The sequence below is a fragment of the Ralstonia sp. SET104 genome, assembly GCF_003851545.1.
Classification (GTDB): Bacteria; Pseudomonadota; Gammaproteobacteria; order Burkholderiales; family Burkholderiaceae; genus Ralstonia.
The window spans coordinates 96,157-116,693 of the sequence record NZ_BHVX01000010.1; the positions used below are offsets into that span (position 1 = coordinate 96,157).

At 64.6% G+C, this 20,537-nt stretch carries 15 protein-coding genes; 11 read left to right on the top strand and 4 right to left on the bottom strand.

All coding sequences use genetic code 11. The annotated features are described in order from the left end of the window. Nucleotides 1-36: 36 nt before the first annotated feature. The gene (gene acnB, locus PSUB009319_RS14430) at nucleotides 37-2,622 is read left to right on the top strand and encodes a bifunctional aconitate hydratase 2/2-methylisocitrate dehydratase (protein WP_124382912.1); all 2,586 of its coding nucleotides are present in this window, start codon (nucleotides 37-39) and stop codon (nucleotides 2,620-2,622) included. Between the two features lie 91 nt (nucleotides 2,623-2,713). Here the strand turns inward: acnB and PSUB009319_RS14435 are convergent, their stop codons facing one another. Together PSUB009319_RS14435 and PSUB009319_RS14440 are read right to left on the bottom strand one after the other, a co-directional pair. Next, complete coding sequence (locus PSUB009319_RS14435) at nucleotides 2,714-3,934, bottom strand: ISL3 family transposase (protein ID WP_124382913.1); 1,221 nt, start codon at nucleotides 3,932-3,934, stop codon at nucleotides 2,714-2,716. A 161-nt stretch (nucleotides 3,935-4,095) separates the two neighbouring features. After that, nucleotides 4,096-5,799, bottom strand: coding sequence for a hypothetical protein (locus PSUB009319_RS14440; protein WP_124382914.1), 1,704 nt, complete (start codon nucleotides 5,797-5,799; stop codon nucleotides 4,096-4,098). A gap of 351 nt (nucleotides 5,800-6,150) precedes the next feature. On the opposite strand from PSUB009319_RS14440, the gene PSUB009319_RS14445 reads away from it, so the two are divergent. Genes PSUB009319_RS14445 through PSUB009319_RS14470 form a run of 6 tightly spaced genes read left to right on the top strand, consistent with a single transcriptional unit; the run spans nucleotide 6,151 to nucleotide 13,272 of the window. Then, nucleotides 6,151-7,044 carry a LysR family transcriptional regulator gene (locus tag PSUB009319_RS14445; protein ID WP_124382915.1) on the top strand — a complete coding sequence of 298 codons (894 nt, stop codon included), beginning with the start codon at nucleotides 6,151-6,153 and terminating at the stop codon, nucleotides 7,042-7,044. A gap of 60 nt (nucleotides 7,045-7,104) precedes the next feature. Then, the gene (locus PSUB009319_RS14450; protein WP_124382916.1) at nucleotides 7,105-8,259 is read left to right on the top strand and encodes a putative 2-aminoethylphosphonate ABC transporter ATP-binding protein; all 1,155 of its coding nucleotides are present in this window, start codon (nucleotides 7,105-7,107) and stop codon (nucleotides 8,257-8,259) included. 7 nt (nucleotides 8,260-8,266) lie between these two features. Beyond that, nucleotides 8,267-10,042 carry a putative 2-aminoethylphosphonate ABC transporter permease subunit gene (locus PSUB009319_RS14455; RefSeq protein WP_124382917.1) on the top strand — a complete coding sequence of 592 codons (1,776 nt, stop codon included), beginning with the start codon at nucleotides 8,267-8,269 and terminating at the stop codon, nucleotides 10,040-10,042. 43 nt (nucleotides 10,043-10,085) lie between these two features. Next, entirely contained in the window at nucleotides 10,086-10,964 is an 879-nt protein-coding gene (gene phnX / locus PSUB009319_RS14460) for a phosphonoacetaldehyde hydrolase (RefSeq protein WP_124382918.1), read from the top strand. Between the two features lie 55 nt (nucleotides 10,965-11,019). Further along, nucleotides 11,020-12,036, top strand: a complete 1,017-nt coding sequence (locus PSUB009319_RS14465; protein WP_124382919.1) for a putative 2-aminoethylphosphonate ABC transporter substrate-binding protein — start codon at nucleotides 11,020-11,022, stop codon at nucleotides 12,034-12,036. Further along, nucleotides 12,037-13,272 carry a TIGR03364 family FAD-dependent oxidoreductase gene (locus PSUB009319_RS14470; protein WP_124382920.1) on the top strand — a complete coding sequence of 412 codons (1,236 nt, stop codon included), beginning with the start codon at nucleotides 12,037-12,039 and terminating at the stop codon, nucleotides 13,270-13,272. 90 nt (nucleotides 13,273-13,362) lie between these two features. Here PSUB009319_RS14470 and PSUB009319_RS14475 read toward each other — a convergent pair whose 3' ends face one another. Both PSUB009319_RS14475 and PSUB009319_RS14480 read right to left on the bottom strand, forming a co-directional pair. Continuing rightward, nucleotides 13,363-14,046, bottom strand: a complete 684-nt coding sequence (locus tag PSUB009319_RS14475) for an HAD family phosphatase (RefSeq protein ID WP_124382921.1) — start codon at nucleotides 14,044-14,046, stop codon at nucleotides 13,363-13,365. 45 nt (nucleotides 14,047-14,091) lie between these two features. Next, nucleotides 14,092-15,027, bottom strand: a complete 936-nt coding sequence (locus PSUB009319_RS14480) for a LysR substrate-binding domain-containing protein (RefSeq protein ID WP_124382922.1) — start codon at nucleotides 15,025-15,027, stop codon at nucleotides 14,092-14,094. Between the two features lie 230 nt (nucleotides 15,028-15,257). Here PSUB009319_RS14480 and PSUB009319_RS14485 point away from each other — a divergent pair, with 230 nt between their 5' ends. The 4 genes from PSUB009319_RS14485 to PSUB009319_RS14500 all read left to right on the top strand — a co-directional run bounded on the left by PSUB009319_RS14485 (nucleotide 15,258) and on the right by PSUB009319_RS14500 (nucleotide 20,520). Continuing rightward, nucleotides 15,258-15,677, top strand: a complete 420-nt coding sequence (locus PSUB009319_RS14485) for a F0F1 ATP synthase subunit epsilon (RefSeq protein WP_124382923.1) — start codon at nucleotides 15,258-15,260, stop codon at nucleotides 15,675-15,677. Nucleotides 15,678-15,950: 273 nt separating this feature from the next. Beyond that, the gene (locus PSUB009319_RS14490; protein ID WP_124382990.1) at nucleotides 15,951-17,933 is read left to right on the top strand and encodes a TonB-dependent siderophore receptor; all 1,983 of its coding nucleotides are present in this window, start codon (nucleotides 15,951-15,953) and stop codon (nucleotides 17,931-17,933) included. Continuing rightward, nucleotides 17,930-18,511, top strand: a complete 582-nt coding sequence (locus PSUB009319_RS14495) for a YfiR family protein (RefSeq protein WP_124382924.1) — start codon at nucleotides 17,930-17,932, stop codon at nucleotides 18,509-18,511. The genes PSUB009319_RS14490 and PSUB009319_RS14495 overlap by 4 nt, the downstream gene beginning before the upstream one ends. Further along, nucleotides 18,508-20,520, top strand: coding sequence for a bifunctional diguanylate cyclase/phosphodiesterase (locus PSUB009319_RS14500; RefSeq protein ID WP_124382925.1), 2,013 nt, complete (start codon nucleotides 18,508-18,510; stop codon nucleotides 20,518-20,520). Before PSUB009319_RS14495 ends, PSUB009319_RS14500 begins: the two co-directional genes overlap by 4 nt. Nucleotides 20,521-20,537: the final 17 nt, after the last annotated feature.

The following is a 20,537-nucleotide window of genomic DNA, read 5'->3' on the forward strand; positions in this document are numbered from 1 at the left end:
AGACTTCCCCGGTAACGTCATCTCAGCAGGTCTCCCATGCTTGAAAACTTTCGCGCTCACGTGGCCGCCCGCGCCGCGCTCGGTATTCCTCCCCTGCCGCTGACGGCTCAGCAAACCGCCGAACTGGTGGAGCTGCTGACGAACCCGCCCGCAGGCGAAGAGCAGACCCTGCTCGACCTGATCACTCACCGCGTGCCTGCTGGCGTGGACGAAGCCGCCCGCGTGAAGGCCGGCTTCCTGGCCGCCGTGGCCAAGGGCGAAACCGCCTGCCCGCTGATCTCGCGCCAGCGCGCCACCGAGCTGCTCGGCACGATGCTGGGCGGCTATAACATCGCCCCGCTGATCGAGCTGCTGTCGGATGACGCCGTGGCCGCCGTGGCTGCCGATGCGCTGAAGAAAACCCTGTTGATGTTCGACCAGTTCCATGACGTGAAGGAACTCGCCGACAAGGGCAACGTGCACGCAAAGGCCGTGCTGCAAAGCTGGGCCGACGCCGAGTGGTTCACCAGTCGTCCGGAAGTGCCGGAAAGCCTGACCATTACCGTGTTCAAGGTCACGGGCGAAACCAACACCGATGACCTGTCGCCGGCCCCGGACGCCACCACCCGCCCGGACATTCCGATGCACGCACTGGCGATGCTGAAGAACGCGCGCCCTGGCATCACGCCCGAAGAAGACGGCAAGCGCGGCCCGGTCAAGTTCATCGAATCACTGAAGGAAAAGGGCCACCTGGTTGCGTACGTGGGCGACGTGGTCGGCACCGGCTCCTCGCGCAAGTCGGCCACCAACTCTGTGCTGTGGTTCACGGGCGAAGATATCCCGTTCGTCCCGAACAAGCGTTTCGGCGGCGTGTGCCTGGGCGGCAAGATCGCCCCGATCTTCTACAACACGATGGAAGACGCCGGTGCGCTGCCAATTGAGCTCGACGTGTCGCAGATGGAAATGGGCGACGTGGTCGAACTGCGCCCGTACGAAGGCAAGGCGCTGAAGAACGGCGCCGTGATCGCCGAATTCCAGGTCAAGTCCGACGTGCTGTTTGACGAAGTGCGCGCCGGCGGCCGCATTCCGCTGATCATCGGCCGCGGCCTGACCGCCAAGGCGCGTGAAGCGCTGGGCCTTGCACCGTCCACGCTGTTCCGCCTGCCACATCAGCCGGCCAACAGCGGCAAGGGTTTCTCGCTGGCCCAGAAGATGGTCGGCCGCGCGTGCGGTCTGCCGGAAGGCCAGGGCGTGCGCCCGGGCACGTACTGCGAACCGAAGATGACCTCGGTCGGCTCGCAAGACACCACGGGCCCGATGACCCGCGACGAATTGAAGGACCTCGCTTGCCTCGGCTTCTCGGCCGACCTCGTGATGCAGTCGTTCTGCCACACGGCCGCGTATCCGAAGCCGGTGGACGTGAAAACGCACCAGACGCTGCCGAACTTCATCAGCAACCGTGGCGGCATTGCGCTGCGCCCCGGCGATGGCGTGATCCACTCGTGGCTCAACCGCATGCTGCTGCCCGACACCGTCGGCACCGGCGGGGATTCGCACACGCGCTTCCCGATCGGCATCAGCTTCCCGGCAGGCTCGGGCCTGGTCGCGTTCGCGGCCGCCACTGGCACGATGCCGCTGGACATGCCGGAGTCCGTGCTGGTCCGCTTCAAGGGCAAGATGCAGCCGGGCGTCACGCTGCGTGACCTCGTCAACGCGATCCCGCTGTACGCGATCAAGCAGGGCATGCTGACGGTCGCCAAGCAAGGCAAGAAGAACATCTTCTCCGGCCGCATTCTCGAAATCGAAGGTCTGCCCGACCTGAAGGTCGAGCAGGCGTTTGAATTGTCGGATGCGTCTGCCGAGCGCTCGGCCGCCGGTTGCACGGTCCACCTGAACAAGGAACCGATCATCGAGTACCTGAACAGCAACATCACGCTGCTGAAGTGGATGATTGCCCAGGGCTATCAGGACCCGCGCAGCCTGCAGCGCCGTATCGCGGCGATGGAGCAGTGGCTGGCCGACCCGCAACTGCTGCAACCGGATGCCGACGCCGAATACGCGGCCGTCATCGAGATCGACCTGGCCGATATCCACGAACCCATCGTGGCCTGCCCGAACGACCCGGACGACGTGAAGACGCTGTCTGACGTTGCAGGCGCGACGATCGATGAAGTGTTCATCGGCTCGTGCATGACCAACATTGGTCACTTCCGTGCCGCGTCGAAGCTGCTCGAAGGCAAGCGCGACATTCCGGTCAAGCTGTGGGTCGCACCGCCCACCAAGATGGACCAGAAGCAACTGACGGAAGAAGGCCATTACGGCGTGTTCGGCACGGCCGGTGCGCGCACCGAAATGCCGGGCTGCTCGCTGTGCATGGGCAACCAGGCACAAGTGCGCGAAGGCGCGACGGTCATGTCGACGTCGACCCGCAACTTCCCGAACCGTCTGGGCAAGAACACGAACGTGTACCTGGGCTCGGCAGAACTGGCGGCGATCTGCTCGCGCTTGGGCAAGATCCCGAGCAAGGACGAGTACATGGCCGATATGGGCGTGCTCAGTGCCAACGGCGACCAGATCTACAAGTACATGAACTTCGATCAGATCGAGGACTTCAAGGAAGTGGCCGACACCGTGAAGATGTAAGTGCGTTGTCGCGGCTACGGCGGGTTGTTTTTGCCGTAGCGGTATGAAAAAGGCGCCGTCGGCTGAATGCCTGCGGCGCCTTTTTTTTGGTTCATCGAGGAATTCCGGGGAACGCGGCGCGGATCTTGAGGAAGAAGTATTCCTCGTCGCGGTACCCATAAGCCCGGCGTTTGATGACCTTGATGGTGTTGTTGATGCCTTCAACGACGCTGGTGTTGAGCGGGTGGCGGCAGCGGGCCAGAATTCCATGCCAATAGACTTGCAGGCGCTGGGCGAACAATTGCAAAGCGGCGATCCCGCTCTGCCGCGCCTGCTCAAACCATTGCTCCCAAGCCTTCTGCGCCCACGCGGGCTTGCGATAGAACCAGAGCCGTTTGAGTTCGTCGCGTAGCACGTAGACGCACAACAGTGGCTGGTTGGCGCTCAGCAGCTCCTTCAAGTGCACCGCCTGCTCGGGTCTCAGGTTGTGGCGATTGCGCAGCAACAGCCACCGGCTCGACTTCAGAACCTTGCGGGCCGGCTTGTCATGCCGGAGTTGATTGGCCTGGTCCACCCGCACCCGGTCGATCACCTCACGCCCGTACTTGGCCACGACGTGGAACAAGTCGTAGACCACCTCGGCTTGCGGGCAATGCTCATTGATCTCCAGTTCGTAGGCAGTCGTCATGTCGATTGCCACCGCCTCGATGCGCTGGGCGACACCTTCGGGAAGCTGTTCGAAGAAGGCGCGGGCGGTCTCGCGAGAACGCCCTGGGCCGACCCAGAGCACCTGCCGCCCGATCGGATCGACCACCACCGTGGCATAGCGATGGCCTTTATGGAGTGCGAATTCGTCCATGGCCAGATAACGGATCGTCGACCAGTCCGGTTCGGCCACACGCGCTCGCAAGCGCATCTTGTCGATCGATTTGACCGTGTGCCAGCCTAGATCGTAGAACGCGGCCACCGCCTGTACGCTACTCGACTGCAGTAGCTTCTCGCACGCCTCTGCGAATCGCTGCGTCACTCTTTGGTAGCGGCCCAGCCAGTCCAGCTTCTCCAGTCGCGGTCCGCCGCAACGTTCGCACCAGACGCGCCGGCGCGGGACGTGAAGCACCACCCGGTACTCGAATAGCGGCAGATCACGTACCCGCCGAACCGTCGTCTCATGGATCTGCGAGCAACGCGCACCGCACTGCTCGCAGTGCATGACCTTGCTCACTGGCTTCAGATAGAGCGATAGCGTATGGCTCTCGCCTTGCGGCCACTCCACGCGTTCCAGGCGGTAACCCTTCCAGCATCCCAACGCCTGCAGTGTCTTGCGATCCAGCATTCCTCCTCCCAACACCTGTCCTTGTCGGCGTCAGCATACGGAATGTGGCAATTCAGACCCACGGAATTCGTCGAAGAACCTTTTTTTTTCCTGCGGCGGTGCGCAGGCTGAACGGACGGGTGACGGGCCAAGGGAGCGGTCTCCCTCGGCCGTACGGCGCGTCAGTGGATGATGATCGATACCGTTGAGTACGCCGGTACCGTGATGGTCTCGCTATACGTGCCGGCCTTCGTGCCACGTGCGACCGGGAACTGGCCGAAGCCTTGCAGCGTGGCCGGCACGGAGGTCGGCATGGTGCGCTGGCCGCTGTAGTTCGGGCCGTTCAGCGCGGGAATCGAGAAGCCGCTGTCCGAGCGTGCCGGATACGCGAAGCCCGATGGGCTGCCCGGCACCGGCAGCAATGCCACTGCCGTGCCCCAGCGGCCAAGCGCGTCGCCCAGGCCCGTACCGCCGCCGGCCTGGATGGCGCCGCTCAGCACCGTGGCCGAATCCGTCGATGAGAAGTTCTGCAGCAGGTTGGTGTAGTACGCAATGCCGTACTGGCGCAGCAGGAAGCCGCCCAGGCTGCCCGAGATCGGATACCCCGGGCACGACGACGACAGCGACGGATCGAACGCCGTCAGCGAGCAGTCGTACGCGCTTTGCAGCCAGGCCGGGAAGCGGCTGTCACGCACGTTGTTGAAGTTCGGGTCGATCTGGCTGGAGAGCACGTCTTCCATCGTCATCGCCGTCATTTCTTCCAGCCACGTGCCGTACATGTACTGCGAGCCGTGCAGCACGCCGCGCTGGTAGAAGTTGGCCATATGCGTGAACTCGTGGCCGAGCGTCGAGATGACGGTATTCAGCCCGTCTGTGCCACCCAGGTAGACGGTTTCCGAATCCACATACAGCGACAGCGACTGATTCGACAGCGGCTGCGAGCTGGTGGTGAAGTTGTTGCGCGCCCAGAAGTAACCGATGCGGCCATAGGGCTGGCCATCGGGCTGGATGTTCAGCACCACGATGTCGAGTGCCTGGTTCGGATCGATCAGGCTGGCCGAGCTGGAGTAGCTACCCCACGGCTGGCCGACCAGGGAGGTGGCCAGTGTGTAGATCGACTGCGTGCCCGAAGCAAACTTGGTGATGAGCGTGTTGATGGTGCCGTCGGTGATCTTGCCGGTGCCGTATTCGCTGTCTTCCACCCACAGGTTGACGATGCGGCCATCGGCAGCCGTGGCCTGCTGACGCAGTGTGGTGGTGCGCACGGTGGCAGTGCCGTCTGGTTGCTGGTGGTTCCACGTGCGCTGGGTGCCGACGCTGGACACCGACTGCGGGCGGAGCGCCGTGCTGTTGGACGCGCCCTGCGTCTTGAGCGGGCCGGCACCGGTGGCGTAGCCGTCCAGCGCGTGGAGGTTGAAGCCGGAGATCTGGCGGTCGAACGCGGCGTTGGCGTCATTGCCGGCCACGTCCGCGGCGGTCTTGGGGATCGGTGTGCCGGTGGCGTTCAGCAGACCCAGGCCCGAGAGCGATACGGACGGCATCGGCTGCGCCGCTGCGCTCTGGTTTGTGTAGATGAGCGTCACGCTCTGGCCCGTGAGCCCTGCAATCGACACCGGAACCGAGCCGGCCGAGCCGCCCGTATTGGTGGCCTGCCACACGCCCACGCCCGAGCCAGCATACGTATTGCCCAGCGCACCGCAGTTCGACCCGCTGCACGCCGATGCCACGGTGATATTGGCCGATGAGCGTTGCGTGGCAGCCGGGGTGGCCCCCGAGTTGCCGCCCCCACCGCCCCCGCCGCATGCAGCCAGGGCGCCTGTTGCTGCCACCATCATCGCGATGGTCCATTGCTTCGTGCCGCGCACGTTGTTGCTGCTGCGTTCCATCCACTTCTCTCCAAATCCGCAAGTACCGAATGCCGGCGCGGGGGCGGCTCGTGACTGCCCTCAAGCGCAACATGCGGACGGATTCTCAAGGTGACGTGGCGGATTCGATTCGTGGAAATAACGGCCTCACAGCCCTCAATTCCCCCCAATGTGGGGGTGCGCGAAGTTTGCATTGTCGAAAAGGTTGAAAAAGTCGTAGCCCCGGGGTGTAGAAGCAGAAAACGGAGGAGGGCACCCAGCGCCACTTGAGCGACGCGCCGGTCCGCTAGAATGGGCCGCTTCTTGTTCCCAGCGCATTCATAGATAGCGCCTTCCTCGTCTCGGAGGGGGCGCTCAATACTTTCCCCGCCGATGCTCGTTGCGCAGCTCAAATCGTTCTTCATGGTTGCTCGCCTGGGCAGCATCACGCTGGCCGCCAAGCAGCTCGGCCTGTCGCAGCCGACCGTGACTTCACAGATACGCGCCCTGGAAGAGGCTTATGGCGTGGAGCTGTTCTACCGCGGCGGGCGCCGGCTGGCCCTGGCAGACGCAGGTGTGCGGCTGATGCCGCTGGTCGACCAGCTCGTACGCCAGGAAACCGAGATCGATTTCTTCCTGCGTAACTCCGGCGACATGGGCTCGGGCCACCTGCGCATCGGCGCCACAGCACCGTACTACGTGCTCGACATTGTTGACCGGTTCTGCAAGAGCCACCCCGGCATCGACGTGAGTATCGAAGCGGGCAACTCGGTGCAGATGCTCGAAGCGTTGCAGGAGTATCGGGTGGACGTGGCATCGTCGTCGCAGCGGGTGGATGATGCGCGCTTTCTACGCATTGAGCTGGCGCGTGATCCGCTTGTGCTGGTGGTGCACCGCAGCCACGCGCTGGCCGCGCAGACGAGCGTGCCCGTGTCCGCGCTGTCGCAATGCCGGCTGCTGGTGCGCGAAGTGGGCTCGACCACCCGCGCAATGACTGAAACGATGATGGCCCATGCGGGCGTGACGCCGGCGTCTACGGTGGAGATCGGCAGCCGGGAGTCCATCCGCGAGGCCATCACGCGCAACCTTGGCGTGAGCGTGATCGCCCGCCAGGAGGTGCCGAGCCACGCTGATCTGCGTGTACTGCCGTTCGAGGGCATCGAGGGTGGCGTGCCGGAGTTGAGCGAATACCTGTACTGCCTGCAGGATCGGCGTGAGGCACGCTTGATTGCCGCCTTCCTGAGTGAAGTCCGGCCGGTTTCGTCATGGGCCGGACCAAAATCCTGAAATGCGCGCATTGGCGTTTTTAGGGTAACTGCCACATGGGGTACATGTCGGCTGGCTACAGTGGCGACCGATTTTGCTACTGCCCGCGCCCCCGTGCCCATACCCCAGCTTGTTACCAACCCGACTTCGGGTTCCGCCACGCCGTTCCTGTCCGTGCGGCAGGTCTCGCGCCGCTTTGGCGCGTTCACGGCACTCGACGGGGTGTCGCTGGATGTGGCGCAGGGCGAATTTGTCTGCTTGCTGGGCCCCTCAGGCTGCGGCAAGACGACCTTGCTGCGCATCATTGCAGGGCTGGAGGCGCAAGACGGCGGCCAGATCGTGGCGGGCAGCCGCGATATTTCCAATCTGCCGCCGCGCGAGCGTGACTACGGCATCGTCTTCCAGTCGTACGCGCTGTTTCCTAATCTGACGGTTGCGCAGAACGTTGCCTATGGGCTGGATACCAGCAACGGCAACCGTGCGCGCATGCAGGAGCGGGTCTCGGAGATGCTCGCGCTGGTCGGCCTGACCGGCAGCGAGGCGAAGTACCCGTCGCAGTTGTCCGGCGGGCAGCAGCAGCGTGTGGCGCTGGCCCGCGCGCTGGCGCCTGCACCGTCGCTGTTGCTGCTGGATGAGCCGATGTCGGCACTGGACGCCCAAGTGCGCGAGCATTTGCGCGTCGAGCTGCGCCGCCTGCAGCGCAAGCTGAACGTGACCACGCTGATGGTCACGCACGACCAGGACGAGGCGATGGCGATGGCTGATCGCATCGCCGTCATGTCCAACGGGCGCATCGAGCAGACGGGCTCACCGGCGGAGATCTATTCGCGCCCAGCCACCGGGTTTGTTGCCGGCTTTGTCGGGCAGGCCAACTGGCTGCCGCTGCAGCACGCGGAAGATGGCACGCCCACCCTGGCCGGCCAGCCGCTGCTGCTCGATCCGGCTTTCGCCGCAGGTTCTTCCGGGTCGGCATGGGCTCAGGGCCGCCTGTTCTGCCGCCCCGAAGCCGTCACGCTGCACCCCGACGATGATGCCCCCAACCGCCATCTCGCCCGCGTGGTCGACCAGATTTACCTGGGCAGCCGCACGCGCGTGACGTTGTCGATTGACGGTTTGGCCGATGCCCTCCTGGTGGCTGAAGTGGCATCGAGCGCGCTGCAAGCCGGTCGCGGTGGCCTGGGTGACAGCAAGCTGTGGATCGCGCTCGAGCGTAACGGCCTGCGTGTGTATGCCTGAGACCGCCATGTCGATGCTGCCCCCTGAGGCCAACGTGGTTGCGGCCACCCGATCCGAATCCCCCCGCGAACCGGCTCGCACCGCACGCACAGTGTTCTGGCGTACCGACGCACCGGTGCTGACTGGCATGAAGCTCGGCTGGCTGCTGTTGCTGACCGTCGGCCTGCTGTTGCCCACGGCGATGATGCTGTTGCAGGCCACGGGCCTGGTCGCCAGCGCCCGCAGCACGGACGAGCACGGCCTGGCGCTGGTCGCGCACGTGGTGGGGGCGCCCAATTTTCTTGCCATGGTGGGCCGCACGCTGGCCGTGTCCGGCGCAGTGGCTTTCATCGTGGTGCCGCTTGCGTTTGCCCTGGCCTACGCGGTGCAACGCACGCGCATGCCGCTGCGCGGCACGATGCGCACGCTGGCGATGCTGCCGCTGTTTGCGCCGTCGCTGCTGCCGGGCATTGCGCTGGTCTATCTGTTCGGCAACCAGGGCGTGTTCAAAGCCTGGATGAACGGCACCAATATCTACGGCTTTTGGGGCATCGTGCTGGGCGAGGTGTTTTACACCTTCCCCTACGCGCTGATGCTGCTGCTCGCCACGCTCACGCTGGCAGACGGCCGCCTGTATGACGCCGCACGTGCAATGGGCGCAAACCCGTGGCGCACGTTCCGCACGGTCACGCTGCCGGGCGCACGCTACGGCCTGTTCGGTGCCTTCGCGCTGGTCTTTACGTTGGTTGCCACCGACTTTGGTGTGCCGACCGTGGTGGGCGGCAGCTACCAGGTGCTGGCCGTAGAGGCCTACAAGGCGGTGGTGGGGCAGCAGCAGTTTGCGCGCGGCGCCGTTATTGGCCTGATGCTCCTGCTGCCCGCGTTGCTGACGTTTGCCGTGGAGCGGCTCGTGCAGCGCCGCCAGCATGCGGCGCTGGCCAGTCGCGCGCAGCCGTATTACCCGCAGCCGGATCGCGTGCGCGATGGGCTCTTCCTGTTGCTGAGTGCCTTGGTGGTCGGCGGCATTTTGCTGATGCTGGCCACGGCGGTTGGTGCATCGCTGGTCAAGCTGTGGCCATACAACCTTGAGCTGTCGCTGCGCAACTACGACTTCGACAACATGGATGGCGGCGGCTGGCTGGCGTATCGCAACAGCCTGAAGCTTGCCGCGCTGACCACCGTGTTCGGCACCGCACTGATCTTTACCGGCGCATGGCTGGTCGAAAAAACACGCGCTGCAGGATGGTTGCAATCCGGGCTGCATTCCGCCATCCGCTTTGCGGTGCTGCTGCCGATGGCCGTGCCGGGCCTCGTGCTGGGCCTGGGTTACGTGTTCTTCTTCAACCATCCGGCCAATCCGCTCAATGGCCTGTATGGCGGCATGGCGTTGATGGTGCTCTGCACGATCATGCATTGCGCCACGGCCGCGCACCTCACGTCGGTGGCTTCGCTGGGGCAGCTTGATCCGGTGTTCGAGGCGGTATCGGCCTCGCTCAAGGTATCGGCGCTGCGCACGTACTGGCGCGTGACGCTGCCGATGTGCGTGCCGGCCGTGCTGTCGTGCGCGCGCTATCTGTTCGTGTCGGCCATGACCACTGTGTCGGCGGTGATCTTCCTCTACAGCCCCGACACCGTGCTGGCGTCCGTGGCCGTGCTGAATATGGATGATGCCGGCGACATCGGTCCGGCTGCGGCCATGTCCACGCTCATTCTTGTCACGTCGATCGTTGTATCGCTGCTGCTGGAGCTGGCCACGCGCGGCATCGTGCGCCGCACGCAGGCCTGGCGCACGGCGGCCCATTGAATTTGTCGTCCCTAACAGCACAAAGCAGAAAGGAAGCATGAACATGAGTGATTCCTCCCTAATCACGGCGCGCCAGGCTGGCGCAGACCGCCTTAACCCCGGGAGCACGCCGCTGCGGCTGGAGGCCGCCGTGCTCGACTGGGCTGGCACCGTGGTCGATTTCGGCTCGTTTGCCCCCACGCAGATCTTCGTGGAAGCGTTTGGCGAGTTCGGCGTGGCCATCACGCTGGAAGAAGCGCGTGGCCCGATGGGCCTTGGCAAGTGGGATCACATCCGCGCGCTGTGCAATGACGGCGCGATTGCGGCGCGCTTCTCGCTCGCGCACGGGCGCATGCCCACCGATGATGACGTGACTGCCATCTACAACCGCTTCATGCCGTTGCAGATCGAAAAGGTGGGTGCGCATTCAGCAATGATTCCTGGCGCGCTGGACACCATCGCCGCGCTGCGCGAAGCGGGCTTGAAGATCGGCACGTGCTCGGGCTACCCGCGCGTGGTGATGGACCGCGTGGTTGATCTGGCCGCCACGGCCGGTTACACGCCCGATTGCGTTGTCGCGTCCGATGAGGTGCCGCGTGCCCGTCCGTGGCCTGCGCAGGCACTGCGCTGCGTGGTTGATCTCGCCATTGGCGATGTGGCTGCGTGCGTAAAGGTGGACGACACCGTGCCCGGTATCGAAGAAGGCCGCCGCGCCGGCATGTGGACTGTTGCGCTGCTGATGTCGGGTAATGCGCTGGGCCTGCCGTATGCGCAATACGCCGCGCTGTCTGCGGATGAACGCGCGCGCCATCGCGTGGCCATTTCGGCGGGTTTTGCCGCCTGCCGCCCGCATTACGAGGTCGACACGATTGCCGATCTGCCCGAGGTTGTGGCCGACATCAACCGCCGCCTGGCGCGCGGTGAACGCCCACAGTGCATTTGAGTTTGTTGTCCTGTTTGTTGTCCTTTCCCCTGCATCACACCATACCGAGGAAACCATGACCGCACGTCTTTCCCTGCTGGCTGTTGCCGCTACGATGGCGTTTGCCACGTCGGCTTTTGCCAAGACCACGCTGACTGTGTACACGGCGCTGGAAGCTGACCAAGTGAAGGCGTATCAGGACGCCTTCGAGAAGGCCAATCCGGACATCGAAATCAAGTGGGTGCGTGACTCCACCGGCGTTGTTACCGCCAAGCTGCTGGCCGAGAAAGCCAACCCGCGCGCTGACGTGGTGTGGGGCCTGGCCGCATCGAGCCTGGCCATCCTGGACAAGGAAGGCATGCTGACGCCGTACGCACCGGCCGACCTGTCGAAGATCGGCGCCACGTACCGCGACCACGCCAACCCGCCGGCATGGGTGGGTATGGATGCCTGGGGCGCCGCCATCTGCTTCAACACGGTCGAAGCCGAAAAGCAGCACCTGCCGAAGCCGACCTCGTGGGCTGACCTGACCAAGCCCGTGTACGCCGGCAAGATTGTCATGCCGAACCCGGCCTCGTCGGGCACGGGCTACCTGGACGTAAGCGCATGGCTGCAGATGCTGGGCGAGCAGAAGGGCTGGGCTTACATGGACGCCCTGCACCAGAACATCGGTCAGTACACGCACTCGGGCTCGAAGCCTTGCAAGATGGCGGCGTCGGGTGAATTTCCGATCGGCATTGCGTTTGAATACCGTGCTGTGAAGTCGAAGAAGGAAGGCGCACCGATCGATATCGTGCTGCCGTCGGAAGGGCTGGGCTGGGACGTGGAAGCCACTGGCATCATGAAGGGCACCAAAAACCTGGACGCCGCCAAGAAGCTGGCTGACTTCTCGGCCAGCCCGGTTGCCATGGCACTGTACGAAAAGAACTTTGCCGTGGTTGCCACGCCGGGCTTCTCCAAGCCCGACCCGCTGCTGCCGGCCGACTACGAGAAGCATCTGATCAAGAACGACTTCGCGTGGGCCAGCGCCAACCGCGACCGTATCCTCGCCGAGTGGACCAAGCGCTACGACGGCAAGTCGGAGAAGAAGTAAGTGATTGAAGCTCCCCTGATTCCTGCGGCTCAAGGGAGCCTGGATGCCAGCACCGACGTCGCAATCGTCGGGGCTGGCATTTTGGGCTTGGCGCATGCAGCGGCTGCCGTCAAACGCGGCCTGCGTGTGACGGTGTTCGAACGCAGTGATATTGCCGTTGGCGCGTCCATTCGCAATTTTGGGCAGATGCTGGTGACCGGCCAGCCACCCGGCATCATGCTCGACCTCGCGCGCGAAAGCCGCGCCCTGTATCTCGAGTGGGCTGACAAGGCTGGCATCTTCGCGCGTGCCAACGGTGCGCTGCTGTTTGCCCGCAATGCAGCAGAAGAGGCCGTGCTGGATGAATTCATGTCCACGCGCGCAGCGGCCTTTGGCTACAACGTGCGTCTGCTGCGCAGCGCCGATCTGGCCGGTCTCTATGATGGCCGTTTCATGCGCCACCGCGCCGCGCTGCAGGGTTTTGATGATTTGCAACTCTATTCGCGTGAAGCCATTCCGGCGCTGGCTTCGTGGCTTGCCACGCAAGGCGTGCGCTTTCATTTCGGTACCCTGGTGCGCCACGTGGATGGCGGCCGGCTGGAGACAACCGCGGGCGTGTGCAACGCCCAGCGCGTGATCGTCTGCAGCGGCCACGATTATCAGACGCTGTGCGCAGATCAGCTTCGCGCGCTGCAACCGCAGGTCTGCCGCCTGCAGATGCTGCGTGTGACCCCCGAAGACGGCTTCCGCCTGGAGCACGCGGTGCTGACGGGCCTCTCGTGCACGCATTACGGTGCATTTGCCGATCTGCCGACCGCCCAGGCGCTCGCTATGCAGATCGAGCATCAACGCCCCGAGCTGCAACGCCACGGCATACACCTGCTGGTGAGTCCCACGCCATACGGCGACTGGATCGTTGGCGATTCGCACGACTACGGCCAGGACGCCCGCCCGTTCAATGCCGAGTCGGTTGACAACATCATGCTGGACCTGGCGCGTGACACCTTCGGCAGCAAGCTGCGCGTGGTAGAGCGCTGGCAGGGCGTGTACGGCGCCAAGTGCCACGTGCCCGGCAGCGGCGCGTTCTCGATCACCCGCGTTGACGACCGCACCACCGTCGCGCTGATGCACAGCGGTATTGGCATGAGCGTGGGCCCGGCACTGGCACATCGGCATGTCGATGCGCTGGTCGACGGCACGGCGCTGCCGCAGTGGACGCCGCCTGCCAGCCTGCCAGCAACAACGGTTGCCGCCTGACGTGGCTTCACTGCGCGGCTTTGCTGCGCAGCTTCACTCGGTACAAAACGAAAACGCCCGCAGGGTTTGCGCCGTGCGGGCGTTTTGTATTCAAGCAGCGAAGAGATCGATGATGGGCCAGCCGCGCGATTCGGCCACGGCGCGCAAGGTGGTGTCTGGGCTCACGGCCACGGGGTGCGAGACGGCTTCGAGCAGCGGCAGATCGTTGCGCGAATCGCTATAGAACACGGTGCGCGAGAAGTCCGCCATGCGCTGGCCGCGCTGCGCAAGCCATTCCGTCACGCGCACGATTTTGCCGGCGCCAAACGTGGCGGTGCCCTGCAGCTTGCCCGTGAACGCGCCATCGCTGCGGCCGTTGATGGTTTCGCCTTCCAGCGCCAGCAGATGCGGCACATTGAAGGCCGCAGCAATTGGCTCGGTCAGATAGCGGTGCGTGGCGGTGACGATGCAGCAGAGATCGCCGTCGCGCAGGTGCGTGTCGACCAGTTGCCGTGCGCGCGGCAGCATGACGGGCGTGATGACTTCGCGCAGGAACGTGGCGCGCCATGCGTCGAGCCGCGTGCGCGGATGCTGGGCCAGCAGGCCGAGCGAGAAGCGCGCGTGGCGGCCGAAATCCAACGTGCCGTCGCGGTACTCGCGCATCCAGCGCTCGTTGGCCTGTTCAAAGGCACTTCGATCTACTGCGCCCTGGGCGACCAGGAAGCGGCCCCATTCGTATTCGCTGTCAATGGGCAGCAGGGTGTGGTCCAGGTCGAACAGGGCAAGCGATTGCATACAGCAGACAGGCAGCGGCGGTTGAAAAACCGCGAGGTTATGTCCCTAGCGCGTCGCGGTTGTGTCCATTGCCATAACTTTGGCGATAAACGCATCAGCTTTTTTCTTGGGCCCCTGGGCAAGAGGCGAGTCAAGGCAGTCAAGGAATGCGCGCACGAGCCGGGCGTCCTTGCGCTCCTTCAGGAAGTACAGATATTCGTGGATGACCGGTGCATTGTCGGCAAACGGCAGCACCCGCACGTCGGGCCGGCGCGGTGCTTCACGCGCCGGAACGATGCTGCAGCCCAGCCCAAGGCTGATTGCCTCGTAAATGGCTTCGCGGCTGCCGATGATGCTCGTGTTGGCGGGCTCCACCCCGGCCGCGGCAAAGGCGTCTTCGGTCACGCGGCGGGTGACGGAGCCGGGCTCGCGCATCAGCAACTGGCAGCCGGCAATGTCGCCCAGCGCAATGTTCGGGCGTCGTGCGAGCGGGTGGTCCAACGGCACCACCAGCACCATCGTGTCTTCTGCCAGGGTAATGCGGTGCAGGCGTTCGTCATCCACGGCGTGCGACGAGACAGCCAGGTCGATACGCACTTCCGACAGCGCCTCGAGCATTTGCTGCGAGTTGCCGAATTCGATGGTGATCTCAATGGTCGGATGGCGCGCGCGAAACGCCGCCACACTGGGCAGGATGTAGTACGGGCCCGTGGCGCCCACGCGCAGGTTGCCGGTGCGCAAATCGCCGGCATTGCGCAGCAGGAAATCGACGTCGCCTTCCTGCTGTGCGAGCCGCTCGACGATGGGCATGAGGCTCACACCCAGGTCAGACAAGTCCAGGCGGCTGCCGCGGCGGTGGAACAGCTCCACACCGTACATCTCTTCCAGTTGGCGGATGCGCCCGGTCACAGTGGGCTGCGACAGGCGCAAGCGTTTGGCGGCAGACGTGACGCTGCCCTGGCGTGCCACCTCAAAGAACGACATCAATAGATAGCCCAGCATGCTTGTGTTTCCCTGATATGTCTGTCTGGAGGTCGGGCGCACAGTTTAGGCAGCGTTTGTGACGGCTCACACCGTGAAACCTTACGGTCAGCCACGGCCGCCTGCGCGCCCGGGGCAATTGCCATGCGCATGTCAACACGGCGTGCGCTCAATAGAAGCGCTTTTCGAGCAGGGCGCCGGGCGCACATCGTGCTACCTTGTGAACCTGTGCGCGAAACAGAGGAGACACCATGCCGGTGCTGAAGGTCGATGTCGTCACGGCAGAAGAGCGCCTGTACGAAGGCAACGCCAAGTTTGTGGTCATCCCTGGCACCGAGGGTGAACTCGGCATCCTGCCCGGCCATGAACGTCTGCTCACGCGCATGCGCCCCGGCACCGTGCGCGTCACGCAAGAGAACGGCGAAGAGGTGATCCTTTTTGTGGCCGGCGGCTTTGTCGACGTGCAACCTGAACAGGTGATAGTGCTGGCCGACACCGCCGTCCGGGCGCACGACCTGGACGAGGCCAAGGCACAGCAGGCGCGCAAGGCCGCAGAAGAGCACTTGCAGAACAGCAACAGCAAATTCGATTACGCTCGCGCGCAGTCCGAGCTGGCCGAAGCCGTTGCGCAACTGGCCGCCATCGAGCGTTTGCGCAAGCGCCGGCGCTGAGTCCGCGCATTACCACCGTGTCAGGGCATATCGCCCCGCCCACGGAGGGGTAAAGAATCGCGCTGGGCCTCCGTTTTAGAGCAGAACCATCGAATTCCCGTGGAACGTCCTTCAGAGACGTGATTGCTTCTGCTTGACTTGCTGATGTCGCCCTTCGTTGTGATTGCCCGTGCGCTTGTGCTTGGCTGCCGAAAGCAGTTGCTGGCCAAGTTTTCAATTGCGCTGCTGCTGCCACCGTCGCGGCAGAATTTTGCGCGAAAGCGGCAAGCGCAAATGTTTGCGATGCTCGGTGCGTTGCTTTGCACAACGGCGCGCGCGCAGAGCGCACCGGCAGACCTGACCGAGTTGCCCATCGAGCAGCTCATGCAAGTGCAGGTGGTGGTGACGGGCGTATCCAAGTATGCGCAAACGGCCAGTGAGGCACCCGCCAACGTTTCGGTCATCACGGCGGCTGATATCAAGGCCTACGGCTGGCGCACGCTGGCCGACATCCTGCGCAGCCTGCCGGGGCTCTACACAAGCTACGACCGCAACTACACCACGCTCGGCGCGCGTGGTTTCCTGCGCACCGGCGACTACGACACCCGCCTGCTCCTGCTGATCGACGGCTACCGCACCAACGACCCGATCTTTGACCAGGCATCGGTGGGCACCGAATCGATGCTCAACGTCGACCTGATCGAGCGCGTGGAATACGTGCCGGGCGCGGGTTCTGCAGCGTACGGGTCGAACGCGTTGTTTGGCGTGATTAACGTCATCACCAAGCGCGGGCGCGATATCGGCGGCGTGCAGGTGAGCGGATCCACCGGCAGCTCCAATGCGCCAAACACCCGTGAAGGCCGAGTCACCTGGGGCAAGCGCGCGGAGAACGGCGCGGAATGGCTGCTCTCGGCCAGCGTCGACGATTCGCCGGGCCGCGATCTGTACTTCGCCGCGTTCGACAAGCCCGGCGTGAGCGATGGCGTTGCGCGCGGCATGGATTTCGACCGCGCCAAGCGGCTGTTTGCCAAGGGCAGCTTTGGCGAGTTCGGGCTGACCTTCGGCTACGTCGATCGCACGAAGGGTGTGCCGACAGCGCCATACGCCCAGAGTTTCAACGACCCGCGCTCGCGCACCGTCGACACGCGTCAAATGTTCAACGGCACCTGGCAACACGTGGTGGACGACATGACCGACGTGTCGGCGCGGGTGTACTGGGGCCGCTATGTCTCGCTGGGGGATTACACCTACAACCCGCCTCCCGCCGGCATCAACCGCGACGTGTTCGACACCGCGTGGTATGGCACCGAAGCCAAGCTCGTAACGCGCCGCATTGAACGGCACACGCTGGTCGTCGGGGCAGAGCTGCAGCGCGACTACCGCGACGCAATGCGCAATTTCGATACGGTGCCTTACGCCAGCTACCTAGACGATCACCGCAGCAACAATCGCGTGGGCGTGTACGTGCAGGATCAATTTGTGCTCCATCCGAGTTGGGTGCTGGACACGGGCCTGCGCTACGACCACACGAGCTTCGCACCGGGCATCTTGAGCCCGCGCGTGGGCCTGATCTGGCATGCCGCCCCCACGACCACCGTCAAGGCGATCTATGGCATGGCCTATCGCGCGCCCAACGATTACGAACTGAACTACCAGACCAGCGCGCCTGGCGGCCAGCAGGTGAACACAGGGCTGTCTGCCGAGCGCATCCGCACGTATGAAACGGTGGTCGAGCAGCAAGTGGCCGTGGGCGGTAAGGCAACGTTGTCGGTGTTTCAGAATTACATTACCAACCTGATCAGCCAGAGCGCAGACCCGAACACCGGGCTGCTCTATTTCAGCAACGTGGCGCGGGTGCGCACGCGCGGCGCAGAACTCGGCTACGAGCAGAACTGGCCGGGCGGCACGCGGCTGCGCACGAGCTACAGCTTCCAGCACTCTGAAGATATCGATACGGGCCAGACACTGAGCAACTCGCCGCGTCACATGCTCAAGATCAACGCCACGGCACCGCTGTGGCGCGATGACTGGCGCGCGGGCGTCGAGGCACAGTACATCAGCAACCGGCTCACGGCATCGGGCGCGGTCGGCGGCTACTGGATCGCCAACCTGACGTTGCTGGCGACGCGGTTGGCGCCCAATCTGGAGATGTCGGCAAGCCTCTACAACGTGTTCGATCGGCGCTATGCCGATCCGGTCGGGCCGGAACAAGCGCAGCCCTCCATCCAGCAGGATGGCCGTGCCTGCCGCCTGAAATTCACCTACACCTTCCGATGAGCACCCCGCACGGCACCGCCCGACGCGCCCGATGGTCACGCCCGCGCAGGCTGTGCGCGGCGCTGGGCGTTGCGCTGGCGGGCGCGGCATGCATGGGCACGGTGGGCGTCGTGCACGCCCAGATGCAGGCCAGCGAGGCGCAGGTCAAGGCGGCGTTCATCTACAACTTTGCGCTCTTCACCGACTGGCCGGCCGACGCCATGCAGGTCGACGCCCCGATCGTGGTGTGTGTAACCGCCCAGCATCCGTTGCAGGCGGCATTGGAAAAACTGACAGGAAAACCCGTGCGCGGACACCGCCTGGAGATCAGAAAGATCAACGACGGCGCCGTCGCAGGCTGTCATGTCCTGGTGTTCGATGCCCGCACCGCGAACGGTGTGCGCGTTGATCCTGCCATGCCCGTGCTGACGGTGTCCGACAGCCCAGGCAGCGGGCGCGCTGCGGGCAGCCTGGAACCGATGATCGCGTTGACGCTGCATGATGACCGCGTGGTCTTCGACATCGACGCTGTGGCCGCGCGGCAAGCCCGTCTGCGGCTGAGTTCGCAATTGCTGCGCTTGGCAAGGACCGTGCAATGAGCCAGTCCCTCATGACCCAACGGCCCCGACTGGGGCAGTCCATGGTGCGGGCCAATATGGCCGGTGCCGGTGCCGCGCTGGCCATTGCCGGCTTCCTGCTCATCGTGTTCCAGTTCATCGCGCTGCATGCGGCGCTGGTGCGCGACGTGCATGTGCAGGCGCGTATTGTTGGTGCCAACAGCGTGGCCGCGCTGCTGTTCAATGACCGCCGCGCGGCGGAAGAAACGTTGGGCGCGCTGGAGGCATCACCGTCGCTGCGGGCGGCCGGCATTTTCAGTGCGCTGCGCAAGCCGCTGGCGCTGTATCAGCATGGCGACGCCGCGCCCGTGCGCGCGCCCGATGCCGCCATGCTGCGCGAGTCCGATGTCTCCGCGCTGACCACGCTGGAGGTGGTGGAGCCGGTGGAGTCGGAGCGGCGCGTGATCGGCTACGTGGTGGTGCGCTCAAGCCTGACCGAGCTGTACAGGCAACTGCTTGGCTATGCCGTGCTGACGGTGTCGGTGGGCATTGGCGCGATGGGGCTCGCGTATCTGGTGATCGCCCGCATGCGCCGGGCGGTGCTGCAGGCAGAGGCTCACCTGGACTACCTCGCCCACATCGATTCGGTCACGGAACTGCCGAACCGGCACGCCTTCAACGAACGCCTGCAGGTGTCGCTCAAGCGCGCGGGCCAAGTGGGCGCGGTGGGGCTGCTTTTGCTGGATCTGGACAACTTCAAGGTCGTCAATGACACGCTGGGCCACAACAATGGCGACCGCCTGCTGCGTCAGGTGGCGCGGCGCTTGAACGACGTGATCGACCAGGCCAACCTGCGTGCCGTGCTGTGCCGCATCGGCGGCGACGAGTTTGCCGTGATTGCCGAGCTGTCGGGCCGTGCGCAGATTGCCGAGGCGGAAGCCGCCACGCTGGCCGACGGGCTGGCCAAGCGCATTCTTGCCGCGCTGGCCGCGCCGTTTGCACTCGACCTGCACCAGATTTACGTGACGGCCAGCGTGGGTGTCAGCTTGTATCCGCATGACGCGCGCGACGTGCAGGCGCTCACGCGCAATGCGGATACGGCGATGTATCACGCCAAGAACCACGGCAAGAATGCTGCCGCCAGCTTCACGTCGGATATGGACCAGCAGGCGCGCCGCCGCCTGCGTGTGGAAGCCGACCTGCGTCGCGCGCTCGACCGCGAAGAACTGCTGCTTGCCTATCAGCCGCAAGTGCGCCTGCGCACTGAAGACGCACACGATGCGGCGATCTCCAAAGCGAACGTCTACGGCGTGGAAGCGCTGGTGCGCTGGCGCCATCCGGAGATCGGGGTGATCGGCCCCGGCGAGTTCATCGCCGTGGCCGAAGAAACCGGGTTGATCGTGCCGCTCGGCCTGTGGGTGCTGCGTACCGCGTGCGAACAGGCCGTGCGCTGGATGCGCGAAGACGGCATCACGCTGCGTGTGGCCGTCAATCTGTCTGCCCGGCAAACGCGTGATCCGGCGCTGATGGAAAACGTCATGGACGTGTTGCGCGAAACCGGCATGCCCGCGCATCTGCTCGAACTCGAAATTACCGAGAGCGTGCTGATGGAAGACATCGAAGACAACATCGCGCTGCTCCAATCGCTGCACGCGGCGGGCATCAGCCTGTCGATTGACGATTTCGGCACGGGGTATTCGTCGCTGGCGTATCTGCAGCGCTTCCCGATCCAGAAGCTCAAGATCGACCGCAGCTTCGTGCAGCGCATGCCTGGCGACGGCGAAGCGATTGCCGGTGCGATCATCGCCATGGCGCACAGCCTGCGCATGCAGGTGGTGGCCGAAGGCGTGGAAGACCCCGAGCAACTCGCGCTGCTGCGCGACGCCGGCTGCGACCTGGGGCAGGGCTACCTTTTCTCGCGCCCGCAGCAGGCCGAGGCACTGATGGCATGGCTTAACCGCCTGGATGGCGATGCCGAGGGTGAGCCGCCCGAAGCTGCCGGCGCAGAGTGGGTGGAAGCCGGGACGTTGCCGTCGTCGCTGGGCGGATAGAACTCGGGCGCTTGGGG